Origin of the sequence: Legionella bozemanae, assembly GCF_001648595.1 — a bacterium.
GTDB classification, from domain to species: Bacteria; Pseudomonadota; Gammaproteobacteria; order Legionellales; family Legionellaceae; genus Legionella; species Legionella bozemanae.
This window is the reverse complement of sequence record NZ_LBAW01000040.1, coordinates 1-17038: the sequence shown is the minus strand read 5'-3', so window position 1 is coordinate 17038 and position 17038 is coordinate 1. Positions and strand designations below refer to the sequence as shown.

The following is a 17038-nucleotide window of genomic DNA, read 5'->3' as shown; positions in this document are numbered from 1 at the left end:
CCCACTACAGTCTTTCTTTGAATTTTGTGGGGATCGTACAGGCATAAAGCGCGGTACGTAGGGAAATTTAATGAAAAAGTGACGATATCTCAGGTCAAAAAGACCCAGCCTGTTTGTATTTGGATGTAAAATTAAATATATAAAATGGAGCTGCTTTTCAAAATTTTAATGTTTTCCTTTAATTGTAAAAATCATACAACAGTCTATCCTTTATCAAACTACTCTATTTCAGGATGAATCACTATGAATTCACTTAATGGACTTAAAATAGCTATTTTGCTGACGGATGGTTTTGAACAAGTAGAAATGGTAAAGCCTAGAAAAGCGTTGCAAGATCAAGGAGCTCAAACTTTTCTTATTTCAAATAAATCAACGGTTCAGGGATGGAATCATGCAGATAAAGGGGATTCTTTTGATGTTGATGTACTCCTGGAAAATGCAAATCCAAATGAGTTTGATGCATTACTCTTACCTGGTGGCGTGATGAACCCAGATACATTACGAACTTTACCTGAAGCTGTGGAGTTTACAAAAAAATTCAATGAACAACAAAAAACTATAGCCGCTATTTGCCATGGCCCCTGGCTTCTTATTAATGCTATGGCTGTTAAATATAAACGGCTGACTTCTTGGCCTTCGGTGAAAACTGATTTAATTAATGCAGGAGGAATATGGGTCGATCAGGCTGTAGTTAAGGATGGGAATTTAATTACCAGCAGAAAACCTGATGATATCCCGGAGTTTAACAAAGCCATTATAGAACAATTGAGCGAGCATAAAACAAAAGCATAATCATATCATATTATGAGCATTCATAGAACTTCAACTCCCTGAAGATTATTCTCAGACAAATGGAAGGATATCCATAATGAAACGGAGTAAAAAACTGTGTTTTATGTTGGCTTATTTGTTGGTGATACTGCCTTTTATTGGTTTTTATTTTGGTGATTTTTATACTTTTCTCCCTTTTTTTATATTATTTACATTGGTTCCGCTCATTGACACTTGGTTTGTTGATCCAGTCAATCCAGAGAGTACTCAAGAATATATATTGTCAAAAGACCGATATTTCAAACTTCTTACTTGGATGTATGTGCCGCTGCAATATTGTTTTTTGATTCTTGCAGCTTATCTGCTCGTACATTTCCCTTTAACAGTAATAGAGTTTACTGGGTTTAGTTTATCAATTGGACTTCTGACGGGCGGGATTGGAATTACTCTTGCTCATGAGCTCATGCATAAAAACTCCATGATTGCTCAAACCCTAAGTAAACTATTATTAGTCAGTGTATGTTATGGGCATTTTTTTATTGAACATGTCCGTGGACACCATGTGCATGTGGCTACCTTCAAAGATCCTGCAACATCTCGGCTAGGAGAAGGTTTATACCAGTTTTTACCTAGAACAATTATTGGTTCTTTTCGTTCTGCAGTGAACCTGGAACGTAGACGTTTAAATCGCCTAGGATATTCATGGTTTCATTTGAAAAATCAATTCTGGTGGATAATTAGCATGCCTATTGTTATGGCAATGGCTCTTTTTTATTATGGTGGATGGATCACTCTTTTCTTCTTTATTCTTCAATCTTTGACTGCCATTATTTTGTTGGAAGTCATTAACTATATTGAACATTATGGTTTGGAACGTAAGAAACTCGCCAATGGATTCTATGAGAAAGTTTCAGAGCAACATTCATGGAATGCGAGTCATTGGCTTAGTAATATGCTTCTTTTTCAACTGCAAAGACATTCCGATCATCATGTTCATGGAGCACGTCCTTATCAATTATTAAGACATATTGATGCAAGTCCACAGCTTCCTTCAGGTTATTTGGGAATGATAATTCTGTCTCTTTGCCCTCCATTATGGCGGAAGGTAATGGATAAGAGGGTACTTGCCAAGCGTTCGTTAAATCAATGAATTCTGTTTCTAGGTGCTATGCGTAGGTTAGGGGTCTTGCCTTAACTGATTAAGAAATCACGCAGATAGTGTTTGCTGGTAACAAGAGTTTGTATGTTCATTGCTCCTCTGTTTAACCCAGCTATACTTAAAGTTAATTCATTATCATTAGAGGCAATTTATTATGATTATTGACGTTCATGCACATTGCTTTCCAAAAGAATATCTTGATGATATTGAGAAAAAAGGAGGGGATTTGGTTAATGTGGCTCGTTATATGAAAGCTGGAAGTGATGAGCAAGAATTAGCAGCACGCTTTGCTGTAATGGAAAGCGCTGGTGTGGATTTACAAGTGCTTTCAATCGTGCCTCAAGTTCCTTATTTTGCAAATAAAGAGGATGCTGTGAGCAGTGCAAAAATGGCCAATAATCTTTACGCGCAGCTTATTACCAAATACCCCAAACGTTTTCAGGCATTTGGGATTTTTCCTCTGCCGCATATCCAAGAATCATTAGATGAAATTAAACGCTGCTTTGATGAATTGGGGATGTGGGGCGTTACCCTGACGACCACTGTCTTGCAGCATTCTATTGTCGAAGCAAACCGTTTTGAGGCCATTTTTGCTGAGCTAAATCGCAGGAAAGCTATTGTCTTTTTGCATCCTGCCGGTTGTTGCACCGGAGAGCAGACCAAGGTCTTTGGACTTACCTGGATGATTGGTGCTCCATTTGAGGACACTTACGGCGTGCTGCATTTGATTTTATCTGGTGTCACTTCACGTTTTCCAGATATCCGATTTATTAGTACCCACCTCGGCGGATATTTGCCTATGATCATGCAACGTATTGATAATTTATATACAGATTGGGGGGAAGGCGAGATTCAAGGTAAGCCCAGTGATTTTATAAAAAAATTTTGGGTTGACACAGTAGCTCATGGCCATATCCCGGCCTTGCATAATGCCGTTGATGTTTATCCCTCGGATCATTTGCTGTTAGGTACAGATTACCCTTATGCGAATCATGATAAATACGTTAGGGCTGTAGATTATATTAAGCAAGCGAATCTTTCTGAAGATCTCGTCAGAAAAATTTTAACGGATAATGCCAAAGTGTTGTTTAAAAAGTAGGCTAGGGTATTCTGCCTGAGGGATCCTCTCCTTTTAAAGCTAAATTTAGCTCATTCTGTCCCGCCCCTGGATTTGTTCGTGGAGTTGTCCGCGGGGCGTTGAAGTCTACAAATTAAATAAATTAAAAAGGTGAGGGGGAAAATTGAGTGATTGTTTTTGAGGTCAAAAATAACTCAATCTGTTTGCTACTAAATACGAACTATTTGTCGGTACACAGGCGCAATACATTTCATTTTTGAACCGAATTCCTTTAATATCTTTTGTGTCACAATCAATTTGGCATCAACAATATCATCTGTTTCATCATGGTCATGATGATGTAAGATAAGTTGTTTTGCATTGGTCAAGTATGCAAACTCACTTATTTGCCTGGGACACGAATGTCCCCAACATACCCGCCCTGAATCGTATTCTTCATCGGTAAATGCACAATCTACAATTAAAATATCTGAATCCATCGTAAATTGAATAAGATTATGTACAAAATCAGCATTATATAAGTGATATGATTTATCATATAGTTCGTTATCAGTGATATAGCTTATGATTTTATTATTATATTGAATTTTATAACCATATGTTGCACATGGATGCTGAAGCGCGATTGTTGCTATTTTAATATTATCAATTTTAAAATTTTGATCTGCCATTAAATCATGATATGAAATGGTAGAAGGTAAGTTATCAATTTTTACTGGAAAATAGATGCCATCCATAAGTCCTGATAGTAACTCATGAACGCTTTTTACTCCTTGTGGTGGCCCATAAAAATTGAATAGATTTCCGGGATGATATAATGGCTTAAAAAATGTTAATCCATGTATATGATCCCAATGCTCATGTGAGATAAAAATATCCGCCTCTATGGGGTTTTGGTTTTTAATGATTAACTCATTACCTAATGGGATGATCCCAGAGCCTGCGTCTAATATGATCATGCGCTCATTTACAAAATTTAATGTGACGCATGAAGTGTGTCCACCATATTTGACAAAATCTTTTCCTGGTGCTGGAAATGCGCCGGTCATCCCCCAAAATTCAATATCAATCTTGTCTTCAATAATACGGTTAAGTTGATCAGTAAATAATTCAATGTGGTTAATTTGATAAATACAACCATGTGCACCTAATTTATATGGGTTAATGTTTTTATTGCTAGGATCCAAAGAAAGAATGATGACTTTATATTTATTTGATTTGCAAAGCTCTTTGATCTTTTCAGTTGGTATCTGTTGATCGATTAATACATAGTCGGGTTTGAATTTATTCACTTGCATGAGCGCATCCTCCACATTATCCGTAGAGGATGTGATATGTCCTGATGTTTTTAATTCGTTTGTAATTAACCCAATTATATTAGGGTCTTGATGAACAAGATAAATAGGTAATGGCCTTTGCTGAGTATGAATTTCCATATTCTGATCAACTTATCAATTAATATAGATATAGTATGGCATATAACAGAGAAAAGCATTTTTAAGTCGATTGACTTAACTACTCTTAAATCGTTTTGATTCGCACTACTTTTAGGCACTGTTAAACTAATCATGCTAACACAAAACCAAATTAGTGCCTTAAATGAAACACTGAATTTAATAAGTGAAGTCAATCGTCTAAAACTTCTTTTAGCGTGTCTTCAATGTCCTAGATCAGTTTCTAAGTTTTGTGGGCAATGTGGAAAATCAATATGACGCAGCAAGCATCAAGTCAAGTTGAGAATCTCAATATATCCAAATATTGTAGTTTACCTTTTATGAAGCGGTAGAGCTGTAGAGCTAGTTAAGTAATAAAACAATCAATATCGCTATAGGTTGCGACCAGGATTATTAACCATGATTAATCCTGACTGCAAGCAGGCCACTACGTTTACTTTATTTGCACACAATTTGTTTTCCATGACCAATTCATTAGGTTTTTTCTCCGTCTAAAATTCCAGCATTGAACCATTCTGGAAAATGCGCTACATTTTTAAAAAATTAGGAGTTCACAAAAACAAGGGAAATGTCTGTGATGATACAAGCCATAACTTCCTATTTCTTAGGACTTTTAGCTATAAAGAAGCGATGGACTCAATTTTTATTTATTTTTTCTTTCTTTATCTCTTGCTCTTATGCGGATTCATTACGTCCACTTATAGTGGCTACAGAAATTTTTAACCCTCCTTTTATTATGCAAGGAGCAAATAAACAATTATTTGGTTTTGATATAGAAATGATGGAGGATATTTGTCGAACTATACAACGTGAGTGTCAATATCGCTCCGGTTTTTTGGAAAACACTATTCTTTCCAGTATAGAAAAAAATGAGGCAGACTTAGGTGTTGCATCCATTACAATTACTGCAGAACGAAGCGAGCATGTCAATTTTTCATTGCCCTACCTTCCAAGTGATGCCCGATATCTGGCATTAAAAAAATGGGCTGCCGTTCCTTTTTCTAAAGACGCGTTTAATGGAAAAAAAATAGGGATTCAAGTTGGCACTATGTTTGAAAAAATAATTAAAGACTCAGGTTTTTCTGATGTTCAAATTGTAAATTATAACTCTACCCCCAGGCTTATTCAGGCTTTGAGCGATGAGGAGGTTGATTTTATTTTACAGGATGCATTGTCAGCCCAGTATTGGGCCACTCAAATTCCTGTCTTTACTACTTTTGGAAAGCCGTTTGGTATTGGATATGGATTGGGTATTGCCGTAAATAAGAGGGAGAGTGAACTATTACAACAGATTAATGATGCTTTACTTGAGTTTCAAAAAAATGGCCAGTTCAAAAAGACTTATGATAGGTATATTCTGGGAACTTATGTCAAAGATTTTTCAAATAGGTATGCTCTAGGAGATTATGTCAAAAATCTTTCGAGTAGCAAGAAGTAACTTGTTCACTTTTGGGTAAAATCTACTGTTCATCTCAAAATGCACCTTTTATTTCGCTACCAGATAAGGCATTGCCTGTAATGGTTAAATTGAGTGGGCAAGTAGAATTTGCAGTATTCTTATGAATGAAAAATATGAAGAAAAAATTTTAAATTTCAATGAACTTCTTTTAGATATTTTTGCTGATAAAGATTGAGACATTCAACATACCATTATGGTGAGTATGGTTTGTAAAAATACTGGCATATAAATTTGCTGTTAACGATAGCCTTTCTAAGGCTCATGCTGTACTCGATTTGCTCCACCAATCTTTCAAACGCAACCATAAATGATATCGTGATAAATAGGTAGGACGGTAAATACGTTCAAGATGATAAGTACTTTGAACTAGGGATAAAATTTTTTCCTTTTCTTGTTCGTCTGTATTTCTCCATATATCTTGAAGTTCATTGGGATCTGTGGATATATCAAAATATTGGGCGCCTGTGAGTGTTGAATAGACAAAACGTTTTGATTGATAAGCAATCCCAAAACCATCAACATGCCAACTGTTACGATCACCTGAATTAACACCAATAATAAATCGATTTTTTGGAATTACTTGAAATAAGGATTTTCCTTTCATTTGGGAGATTATTTTTTTATTATTTTGCTTCAGTTTCGGGTTAAATAAATCTATAAGTGATGGAATAACATCTAGATTACTTACATTGGTATCCAAGTTACTTATTAAGTTATTGATTAATTGAGGATGTTGTTTTGCCCAATTTTGAGGCATATAAATTAGAAAAGGGATAGAAAAGTATTCATTGTAAAATGAATATAATCTTGCGGCTTTTAAGTGCATAGGATGTTCAACTTCACCATGATCTGCGGTAATAACTACGATGGTATTTTTTAGATGATCTCTCTTTTTTAAATTTTGTATGATATTTGTGATAGCTGTATCCAATATAAATTGGGCATTATTGTATTTTGATTTGAACGAGGGAGTGGTTGTTAATAAATTGCTATTCTGCTGAAAGGGGGCATGAAGTGCATTTGACAAGAATACCCCAAAGAATGGTTTGGACGGATCACGTGAGTTTAAGAGCTCTGGCAATTGTTCCACTGCAATCAAATCATCACATCCCATATCATTGATCACAGGTGCATTGAGGTTTTCTAAAGTGACGTGATTATCTAACTCCTTAGTAAAAAAGAATTGATCTAAATGACACCAAGAAAGACGTTGAGATGATAAAAAAAATGTTTGATAGCCAGCACTTTTTGCCCATTGCCACGCTAAAGGCATATTATGTAATTTAAAAACGCTTTCTTCGGGAGAAACCCCTGTGAGCATTGAAGTGATACTAATATCAGTTTGCGTTGAATTAGTATGAGCATTTTTAAATATAAAAAATGAATTCTTCTCATCTTTTATCCAATTGGTTAAATTGGGCATTGCATTTGTAGAGTGGCCATAAAATGGTAATCCTTTTGTTTTTCCCCATGATTCATTGATAATTAATAAAACATTCGGAGAAATAGCTTTATGGGGAAGTCCTTTCGATATTTTTGTACGATGTGATGAATGAAAAACAGGTTTATTTGAAACAGCGTAAATATCACCCAAGGTTACAAAAGTACTGGTATCTATCGGAAGCTTATACTCTTTGTTGAATCCGGTAATTATGTTAAGAGAGATAAAATAGAGTAAAGGAAGGGTGATTGTTTTTTTTAAAGAAATAGTGCCTCTTGAACTATTTTTTTTAGGATGCCAAATAATGAACAGTACAACGAATAAGACAAAAAGAAGAACACCGTATCTGCCTAGGACAAAAGTATGCAGATAATCTGATAGATATGCAGGATCTTTTTTAATAAATTGCAAAGCGTCTTTGTCAAAATAAAGACCTGTGAATTTGATTAAAAAATAATTAACATAAATCATAAAAGCAAATAAAATTGCATATAAAAATGCAAGGATGTATTTTATTTTTTCAGAGGCAGCGGAGTAGAGTAACCCTAAATAATAATGCAAAAGCAGGCTCATCCCGAGACCCCATAAGTAAATTGGGGCACTGAACCATAGAATAGAGTTTTTGGTGGTGTAGACAATTGCAATGTCTATTAATACTAAAAGAAAAAATTGAAGCTGCCATGGGGAATAAAATAGCTTGACCTTCTGCATCGATGAAAAATCCATATTCTATTGAATTGATCCGTAATTGGAAAAGACACATATTAACTAAAGCTTCTACATTGTGTCTAGATGAAGATTTTTGAAGTCTCAGGATAAAAATGATATTTATCCTGAGACTTCAATCTTTACAGAAGATGTTAAAGAAATTCAATCTACATCTAATGGGAATCATGAATGACTCCCATAATGAGTGCTAGGCTATTTTTATTTGCGGTAACTCATTGGCATTCGCTTTTTCTGTCGGAGGATTTTCTTTAATTTTAAAACCTCGATGAACAAGACTGTTTGAATCTACAGGGAGAATTTTGCCCCAATGACTAATGTGAATATTTTGCGCGGGGTGTGATTTGTCGAGTAACATATTTACTGCATCATTTTCAAAACCAACTGGACCACAAACGAAAACAGATGTTTCAGGATCAAGATCTTTTGTTTTTAAATGCTCTGTGATACGATCCGATTTAAATTGAGTTCCTTTTTCTTCTGTAAGTGTTATATAATGTTGTTTGTTGTTATTCAGTCTCACAATTAACTTGGGAAATGGAAGATCTTCAAGACGTTTTGCTGAATAAATAACGGAAACCTCTTTACCTTCTGATGTTAAATTATTATACATGTTTCTCATGACAGATTCTGCAGATCCAGCACAAATCAACAACACCTTTTCTCCTGCTGGTTTGAATTCATTTCCACAGGGAGCATCGACTTCAAGATGCGAGTCAACCTGGCTTTCAGAAAGGATATTTTTAGCTCCACTCTTTAAAACTTGGCTTATTTTTAGGTAGGATTCATTTTTACTTGAGGCAATAGCTAAATAAATCGGTTTTTTGTCCCCATGAATAACCACATATTGTCCATTTCCACAATCCTTTGGAGAAATATCCTTTATTTCTAAACTATAAACCTGGCTTTCACCGTGTACTTTTTTATTTTTAAGTATCGCTTCATGACGTGTAAACATTTGTTTATTTACCTCTTACCTGTTGTGCTAAAACGCATAAAGAATCCATTGCAATCCAAATTGGTGCATAATTATACAAATTTTTTTCTTATGGAATTATTAAGAGGTGAGGTTAATTTTAATTTGGCATAAAGAATTTATTAATTTAAAAGCTATCCAAAAGGAGTAGCCACTAAGGCTAATGATCCTGTACGTAAATCTCCGGAAGCTATCAAAATTTTTTAATATTTATGATAATAAGTGAATTTTCAGACTCCGTTGCGAACTTAGATCAAAAATCCATCTTCAGGGTAGATCTCAACTGCATAGTTTTTGCAACGGAACTCTTATCTGTTTCTGAAAGGACATAATCATACCAATAATTGTTGGGTACCATAGGTGTACCAAATTTGAGATTTCAACACAAAGACGCCAAGAGCTACTATTTATAACTGCCTACATCAAAACGATATATTACTCCAACATTCCCCATGTGTGCTTGAAGGTTTTTACCCCAATTACTTTTATCGGTTGTTGCTAAATAGCGATATGCTGCATTGATTGCAAAATTTTCTCGAAAATTATAAGTCAACCCTGCAGTTCCTTGATAAGCAAAGGAATTTTGATCTACATTAAAATGAGGACGTTTGAAGCGGCTTGTACTGTTTAAAGTAGCGTGCATAAAGGCATAGCCAATACCTACCCCTAGAAAGGGAGAAATTTTAGCCAACTTTTCAGGAAAATCATAATAAAGATTGGCCATAAGGATATTTGCTTTAGTACCACCATCGATATCCAATGCTGGTCTATGATTTACACTATACTGATTTGTATCAACATATAAGTAAGTATATTGAAATTCATAACGAATAGGGGCACTTTGGTACCCAAGGCCTCCACCAACATTATAGCCCCAACGATAATGCACATCGGAGAGGAAGAAGAAATCATAATAAAGCCTTTCTACATTAGAAGGTGAATAAGTGTAGCCACCAAAACCGCTGGCATACCAGCCATTAACTGTGGCCGAGGCAGCAGCTCCAGCGGCTAATAAAGCAGTAGTAAATAATGCAAGTTTCATGACATTCCTTTGTTATTCTTTTATAGATTTATGTTATCGAGTTAAATTAAATTTGCAATCCTTTTATATCTAAAACGTCAGTTCGAAGTTATTGGCCTATAAGGCGGTTTCGCACCTAGGCTTCTTTGTACCTGAAATTCGAGATACTTGGTATTTTTTACCCTGGATTTTATTAACTTGATAGGGCCTATTTGTGTTATGATTCATGTTATTAGTGCGCCAATTATCCTAATGAAAAATATGATTAGATTTTCAACCCAATTAGATAAAGAATTTTTCTCATGTCCGCCAGATCCAGCGGATATTTTTTATGCAGGAAAAACCCCTGTTAATTGTGAAGCTGATTCTTTTTCGGTAAACTCTTTATCTACTTTCAAACAACTACTGGCCCGAGAAGAAGAAACCATTTTTCGCTTTTTAGTAGATACAGCAGGTAAGTTGTGGTTTGCTTTTGAAACTCGCCCTCATAATAAAGCGCCGAAACATTTCCAAATGACCGGTGATCCTCTAGAGACTGCATGCTGCCTGACCGCAGGAAATATAAAATTTAAAGATAAAGCAGGGGCTGTCTTAAAAAATATCAGCCACCGCAGTGGCGACTTTCACCCGTCATTCCTTTCATTACGTTGGCTAATAGCAATACTTCTTATCAATGAAGAATTACTCCCCTTTAAGTTGCCTAGGTTTATTGTTATAAAAGAGATAAAGGATAAGAAAATTTACAAGCATATATGGAGTCTAAAAAGAGTCAAAAAATGGATAGACAGTTTTCGTCATAATGAAACGCTTATAAATCAATTACGCCAGACAAACCTAAGCAGCAAAACAGTACATTATGAAGCAACAAAGCACTTCGCTGAAGCCACCTTTACTTTGTTGGCGGAAAAAGAACATAAGGAGTGCATGACGCTGTAAGTTATCATTCGCCTCTATGAATCGGAATTAATATAAAAAATATTTTTTATAGATATTCCCCACAGTATATTACTTTCCTGTTATTTAGCTTAATTTACCGATGGAGCATGCACAGGCTTGGCTTGTATCTTTACTTACACTATGAGTATCACCCCATATATAATTTTTAAATAACATGGCGAATAATAAATACTACGGGCAAACATCCATTGGGATTTCCAAAAGCACACTTTGAGGACTACAAGCAGAGGCAGAGCAAGCATTAATCCAGGAGAAAGAATACAAATAAATCTTATAATTGTTAACTCATTTGAACTATTTTAGCCAGTTAGCAAAACTTTGCTTTTCTATTTTTCCAGGATAAGGTCTGAACCAGCTGGTCGTGTATGAAAAGTCATTATTTTCTAATTGATTGAGTTATAGCTAATTCAATAATTTTTAGAATATGGACTTGAAAAAAGTATAGTTATCCCGACATTTAATACATTGTTTCTAACATTAAAAAAGTAAGAGTAATGAGGTTAGTCCAGTATATCTATGTAAAATAGTGACTAGAATTTTTTATAAATAAATCTTGTAAGGAGATTTCAATGCAAAAAAAACTACTTCCTATTTTAATTACAGTTGCTTTCATCACTGCAATATCAACAGGGGTCATCGCTCTTGAGGCGAAGCCAAATAATCAAATACAAAATAGTAACGACCAATTAATTTTAGATCCATTTGATAACGATCCTTTTTTTCAATCGCATAATGATGCTCTTCAGCAAATGTACAAAATGCAACAAGCTATGGACCAGTTTATCAAAAATCAATTTTTACAAATGCAAAATAACCTTGTAAACCAACCTACTCAAAATCTTTTTGGTAATGCAAGTAATATTCAAATTGAAGAGAATAAAAATGAGATTGTTTATAAAATAAAATTACCAAAAGGTTCTGATAGTAAAGTTGACGTTTCGGTTAAAAATAGACAATTAGTTGTGAGCACAAACGTAACGCAGAAAATCACACGGGAACAAGATAACAACAAAAGTGTAAGTTATTCTCAAAGCAATTACAGTCAATCATTTCAATTACCCGATGGTTATGATCCAAATTCTATGGTTACCAAAATGAAAGATTCAAATTTAATTGTCACTTTTAAAAAGATACATATGACAAACTCCATACTCTAAAGAATTGGGATTCCCGAAGATTAAGCTGCAAGTGGAGATAGGTTTTCATAGTAACGCACGTCATTGTTGCGTTACTATTCGAACATTGATGTCTTAATACAAAAATTTCCTACAACAAGGAGCTTGATTGCTTACAATCAGGAGTATTGTAATTACAAGCTCGTTATCCGCGATATTTGCATTTCGAATTACATCATTTCGTTCGCCAGGTTTTGTTACTTCTTCATAATTTTGGCAAGTAGATATCCAATTCCTCCAGCAATGAGAACTGACGTAAGAGGATTTTCTTTAATTTTCCAGATGAACTTATTAGCACACTCTTCAATATTGACTTCTGCTTGAGTGACTTTTTTAATGCTTTCTTCATAAATCTCATTAGCACGTTTTTTTCCTGCTTCTAAAATTTCACTTGCAGCCTCTTCAATATGTGTTTTTGCATTATGAAGTGATGGTTTTTTGCTTGAATCATCCATGATGTTCTCCCTAAGAAAGCGAATTAAATGAGATTTATTAAATATAGCAGTCAATTTGGGGAATACAATTTTTCCTACGTGGATTTAGTTTTTTATTATTTCCGAACGAAAGAAGCCGAATGCGTGCATGGGCAACTGTAAATAAAGAAGAGGGGGGTAAAAGAACAATACCAGATTTCATGTTCGCTTTTTAGGCAAGACTGGCTTTACACAAAAAAGTGCGCTTTAATCAAATGTATCTAGACTAACTCCTTGATTTTATAATCAAAAAATGGTTTTAGAAATTTTGTGTTCTTGATTAGTGCCCCCGGAAATGGGAAAGAGCCTAAAAATGACTGTCGCACTTGGAGCTAGAATGCACCGGGTAACCACCACGTAACTCCTTGATTTACATGGTGGCCAGAGGCAGAATCGAACTGCCGACACGAGGATTTTCAGTCACTCAGTTTAAGAATAACTTATTGATTTCATTATAATTTATATCTCAGGAAACCACTACAAATGTCCTACGATGTATAACAAGGTCTTCCCCAAATACGCAAAATCCACACAGAGAAATTTTGGCTCTTTGTGATGTTAATAAAATGCTTTGCCACTTCTAGCCCAAAATCTGTTCTTTTACTAACTTCAGTTAAACCCATCTCTTCCAAATTTATGATAAAACCAAGCAAATTTACTAAAAGATTAGCTTGGGGATTTGATCTTTCTTTTGCAAAATCAAAAAGGTTGCAAAAAATATAATCACAGTAGCTCGAAATCGTTATGTTTTTTAAAGCTGTTTTAAGACTCAAAAATAGCCATTTAAGTAGTAAAATAAAAGGGTTTTGTGAGATATCCTATTGTTTATTAATAGAAATTTTTTGGTCCCGACCCTTATGACTTTGTCCCCTATGACTTTTGAATTTCCTATAGTCGATTTTTATTTATACGACTGGTAAAATCGCCAAGCTAAAAACCCAATATAAAAATCTACATAATTTTTTTGAGGTACGATCATGCGTTATATTTCCTCTCTTTTGTTTCTTGGCTTTCAATTAATTACCACTACTCTTTCAGCTGCTACTCTTGAATTTGATATAGCAAATATTTTCCCCCAGCAAAATTTAATTCAGAAAGTAAGAATAGAAGCTGAAAGCCTACAAGCAGAAATGACTCTCAATAATGGACAAGTCCTTGATCCTATAGTGACGAAACAATGGCCATCATTTTCTGATATTGCTCAAATTTTAGTGCTAGGACCCGAAGTAAAGTTCAAAGTGATTACTCAAAATGGTAGTGAATGGACACGTTCATTAGGTTCCTTTGATTTAAAATTCTCCAACATCGTTAATGTTAATCGAAGAGAAATGACCTTGGATTTAAATGCCAAGCCTCTTAATAAAGTGTTTGAACAGAAAAACTCTAAAACTGCAGCCAGTTTCGGTCATTATCTTTTCAAAACCTTAATGTTAAGTGCAGAGGGAGATATCCATTTATATTTATTCACATCTATGGATCTGGTGCAGAATGCTCATCCAGAAATGAAAATCAAATTTGAGCTGGATAAACAAAGCCTAGCCTTTGAATGGCAAGATCAGCAAAATGACGTAAAGGCTGGAAACTGGAAAATTTTTGGCAATGGATTTGGTAAAAACTCTTTGGTGGATCTCGTCATAAAGGCAATACGGACTATGAGCGAAGAATATCGCAATTTGAAAGATAAGACAGAATATGATCTATTGCTACAAAAGGTTTTCTACGGACTTGATTTATTTTTGGATTTTACTTCACCGATTTCTGAATGGACAGGGGTAAATTTAACGGTACAAGGTTCTTTTGACTATTTATCTAAAGACGATGTTTTTCTCACCCATATTAATAACTATCTCCAACTTGATGCTTACGATGGCCGTTGGAGTGCCTCTGTAGGCAGTAAAAGTTATTTCTCTATTGGTGTCCCTGATTCACCGACATGGAGTCAAGAATTTAATCTCAAAAATCCAGCCCATGATATGGAAAAGGTTGCTGAGTGGATACAAGTTAATTGGACTAATCAGCTTGCCGATCTGCTTAATATGCCTTCTATAAAATATTATGCAAATTATTTTCCCAAATATTTCATACAAGGATTAACATTAGTTATGACAAGTTTAGGTGAAATTCAAGAAGATGGGACGATTTCTTTTAAATTGAGTAGCTATTCTGATGGGGCTTTTACAATAGGCGGCTTAAACACTTCGGAACTAGCGTCTTTGATTATTGCTAAAATCAGAGAAAAAATGGGCGGTTGATAAGATTAGTTTTATTCAGTAATGCAATGGGGTCAGGTCCTGACCCACTGCCATTAAGTTAAGAAAAAATATCTAAAAAACATCCTTTTTGACCATTTTTTGATGGATTCACTTTCATCAAACTACAAACAGGATTTTATAAGGTTAAAAAAAATTATAGGTGCCAAAAAAACCAAATCCCCAATACTGTATTAATTCCAATTAGTAATCTACATGATGGACAGGTGTCAAATCCGTACGCTTTCCAAAATCCCTTAAGCTTGATATAGGAACAATAATTTGGAAATAGAAGATATAAATAATTTATGGAGATTATAACTTATTGATTTGAACCAGTTTGACATAGAAAGCACAGCGAGAAGGATTATTTTATGCAATCTTTTGACATATGTAACCTTTCATCTCTAGAATTCCGATATCGAAATAGGGATAGACAATGTTTTGGATGCGAGTATTCCGCATATGCAGGTTTTCCAAATCTGTGTTTTTCGAATGGGCTACCGGGCCTGTTTTTAAAAGGAGCCTTATTTTGGCACTTTGTGCACCTGCCATCACTCTTTCGTTTTATCGCTATTTTTTTGATGAAAATAAGATGATGGATGAACTAAATACCTTAATTGTCGGTGCAATAGCTTTTGTTGGATCTTATGGGATTTACCTTTTAATTGGTCTAATTAGCGCTCCATACATAGCTTATAAGAGAGAAAAAGAGAAAGGTAACTTTTTTGGAAATAGGTTCGTTTATCACCTGCCTCGTCATATTTACACAACAATAATTAAGCCTACAGATCATGAGCAACTGACTACTTTTGTTATTAAAGATGCTGAGCCTAATTCATTAGTGAGTTTTGATTTTAAATATACAGGTGGCCTTGGTTATGTCTCTGTGGTTGGTTCATCAGACTATGTGAGAGACTCAACTCAGGCAGCGAGTTTAAGAGGTCAACAGGTATCCCTGAGAATAGATAAGAAATGCAAGGCAACCTTGAAATGCTTCACAGCCCCATACTCTGATGACACTCAACTTAGAATATATATGCATAGTTGGGAATATCAAGAATAATGAGAATATATACTTTTCTATTTAGTATACATAGGATAATGCTTAATACGATAGCCGCAATGTTTATATTTTTATAGTTAGAACATCCGTAGGATGGGAGAACAACCATCTATCAATTTCAGCAAGAACTTCATTCTCTGTTAATGAAAAGAGCTTTAACTCAACGTGCCTGCCGTAAAGTAATTCCTACATTCTTGGATATGCTTGTTGAATTGAAGCAGAGCGCGTTTAAAGCGTTAGCTTCGCTAGGAAAAACTCTTAGTGCTTGGAAAGATGAGGTCGCCAGAATGTGGCGGTTTAGTAAATCTAATGGAATAACCGAAGGGTTTCATCGCAAAATGAAACTCATTCAGCGAAGAGCTTATGGTTTTAGGAATTTTGAAAATTATAGAGTGCGTGTTAAGGTGCTCTGCGGGTGATTGAAGCTGCCCCCTTAAATGGGAAAGAGCCGTGATTTTTGCTTTATTAGGGAGGTTATCTATAACTTATTGATTATACTCGGGTCTCATGGTGGCCAGAGGCAGAATCGAACTGCCGACACGAGGATTTTCAGTCCTCTGCTCTACCGACTGAGCTATCTGGCCCCGAGGGTTGCTATTAGACTCCGAGAAGCGTTTTGAGTCAAGTGTTGAATGCATTTTTTTTTAAAAAAAATTGTTTTTTACTTCAACGCGATTTATTTCTTGAATAATTATTGTATGTGTTTTTTAAAATCATAGTATTTTTTTGTATAAGCCATTAATTTTTATCATAATTTTAGTATCTAATAGCTCCGATTTGTGTTTATTAAACCCAAAGTGAGTTATTGTTTTTCTTGTGTGTTAAATTTGTTCCAGACATTGGGAAAAGAGAGAAAAAAATGAGAGATTTTTGCGTTTTATATTTTATTCCTGAGATTTTGATTTACAGAACTTAAAAGTACATCAATTGCTTTCTGGATTGTCCCTTTGTGATTATCCACTGTTACACTAGAACGCGAACGGTAGGAAGGTCATAAAGACCGTGTACCCAATCAAGTGTCTGAATCTTTATA

13 protein-coding genes, 2 tRNA genes and 1 pseudogene are annotated in these 17038 nt (G+C 34.9%); 9 read left to right on the top strand and 7 right to left on the bottom strand.

Annotated elements, in window-relative coordinates:
- Window positions 1-243 precede the first annotated feature (243 nt).
- From A8O27_RS17455 to A8O27_RS17445, 3 genes are all read left to right on the top strand, one after another.
- Complete coding sequence (locus tag A8O27_RS17455) at window positions 244-792, top strand: type 1 glutamine amidotransferase domain-containing protein (RefSeq protein ID WP_058460012.1); 549 nt, start codon at window positions 244-246, stop codon at window positions 790-792.
- Between the two features lie 76 nt (window positions 793-868).
- Window positions 869-1921 carry an alkane 1-monooxygenase gene (locus tag A8O27_RS17450; protein ID WP_058460011.1) on the top strand — a complete coding sequence of 351 codons (1053 nt, stop codon included), beginning with the start codon at window positions 869-871 and terminating at the stop codon, window positions 1919-1921.
- Window positions 1922-2084: 163 nt separating this feature from the next.
- Window positions 2085-3029: an amidohydrolase family protein gene (locus tag A8O27_RS17445; protein ID WP_058460010.1), complete on the top strand. Its 945-nt coding sequence runs from the start codon at window positions 2085-2087 to the stop codon at window positions 3027-3029.
- 188 nt (window positions 3030-3217) lie between these two features.
- On the opposite strand, the gene A8O27_RS17440 is transcribed toward A8O27_RS17445, so the two are convergent.
- Window positions 3218-4444 carry an MBL fold metallo-hydrolase gene (locus A8O27_RS17440; RefSeq protein ID WP_058460009.1) on the bottom strand — a complete coding sequence of 409 codons (1227 nt, stop codon included), beginning with the start codon at window positions 4442-4444 and terminating at the stop codon, window positions 3218-3220.
- 595 nt (window positions 4445-5039) lie between these two features.
- Between A8O27_RS17440 and A8O27_RS17435 the strand changes: the two genes are divergently transcribed.
- Window positions 5040-5900, top strand: a complete 861-nt coding sequence (locus tag A8O27_RS17435; protein ID WP_064115144.1) for a transporter substrate-binding domain-containing protein — start codon at window positions 5040-5042, stop codon at window positions 5898-5900.
- Between the two features lie 280 nt (window positions 5901-6180).
- Here A8O27_RS17435 and A8O27_RS17430 read toward each other — a convergent pair whose 3' ends face one another.
- From A8O27_RS17430 to A8O27_RS17420, 3 genes are all read right to left on the bottom strand, one after another.
- Window positions 6181-7935, bottom strand: a complete 1755-nt coding sequence (locus A8O27_RS17430; RefSeq protein ID WP_160116283.1) for an LTA synthase family protein — start codon at window positions 7933-7935, stop codon at window positions 6181-6183.
- 343 nt (window positions 7936-8278) lie between these two features.
- Complete coding sequence (locus tag A8O27_RS17425) at window positions 8279-9046, bottom strand: FAD-dependent oxidoreductase (protein ID WP_058460006.1); 768 nt, start codon at window positions 9044-9046, stop codon at window positions 8279-8281.
- A 421-nt stretch (window positions 9047-9467) separates the two neighbouring features.
- Window positions 9468-10106, bottom strand: coding sequence for an outer membrane protein (locus A8O27_RS17420; RefSeq protein ID WP_058460005.1), 639 nt, complete (start codon window positions 10104-10106; stop codon window positions 9468-9470).
- Window positions 10107-10346: 240 nt separating this feature from the next.
- Between A8O27_RS17420 and A8O27_RS17415 the strand changes: the two genes are divergently transcribed.
- Both A8O27_RS17415 and A8O27_RS17410 read left to right on the top strand, forming a co-directional pair.
- Window positions 10347-11021 (top strand): hypothetical protein, encoded by a 675-nt coding sequence (locus A8O27_RS17415; protein ID WP_058460013.1) that lies wholly within the window; start codon window positions 10347-10349, stop codon window positions 11019-11021.
- 590 nt (window positions 11022-11611) lie between these two features.
- The gene (locus A8O27_RS17410; protein ID WP_058460004.1) at window positions 11612-12199 is read left to right on the top strand and encodes an Hsp20/alpha crystallin family protein; all 588 of its coding nucleotides are present in this window, start codon (window positions 11612-11614) and stop codon (window positions 12197-12199) included.
- A gap of 215 nt (window positions 12200-12414) precedes the next feature.
- Here the strand turns inward: A8O27_RS17410 and A8O27_RS17405 are convergent, their stop codons facing one another.
- Window positions 12415-12672, bottom strand: a complete 258-nt coding sequence (locus A8O27_RS17405) for a hypothetical protein (RefSeq protein ID WP_058460003.1) — start codon at window positions 12670-12672, stop codon at window positions 12415-12417.
- Between the two features lie 393 nt (window positions 12673-13065).
- Window positions 13066-13134 (bottom strand) — tRNA-Phe (locus A8O27_RS18860).
- Between the two features lie 533 nt (window positions 13135-13667).
- Here A8O27_RS18860 and A8O27_RS17395 point away from each other — a divergent pair.
- From A8O27_RS17395 to A8O27_RS17385, 3 genes and pseudogenes are all read left to right on the top strand, one after another.
- Window positions 13668-14942 carry a hypothetical protein gene (locus A8O27_RS17395; protein ID WP_058460001.1) on the top strand — a complete coding sequence of 425 codons (1275 nt, stop codon included), beginning with the start codon at window positions 13668-13670 and terminating at the stop codon, window positions 14940-14942.
- A gap of 529 nt (window positions 14943-15471) precedes the next feature.
- Window positions 15472-16005 carry a hypothetical protein gene (locus A8O27_RS17390; RefSeq protein ID WP_131744495.1) on the top strand — a complete coding sequence of 178 codons (534 nt, stop codon included), beginning with the start codon at window positions 15472-15474 and terminating at the stop codon, window positions 16003-16005.
- Window positions 16006-16112: 107 nt separating this feature from the next.
- Window positions 16113-16424, top strand: a pseudogene (locus tag A8O27_RS17385) (transposase); the annotation flags it as partial.
- A gap of 89 nt (window positions 16425-16513) precedes the next feature.
- Here the strand turns inward: A8O27_RS17385 and A8O27_RS17380 are convergent.
- Window positions 16514-16589: transfer RNA gene (locus tag A8O27_RS17380), tRNA-Phe, on the bottom strand.
- Window positions 16590-17038: the final 449 nt, after the last annotated feature.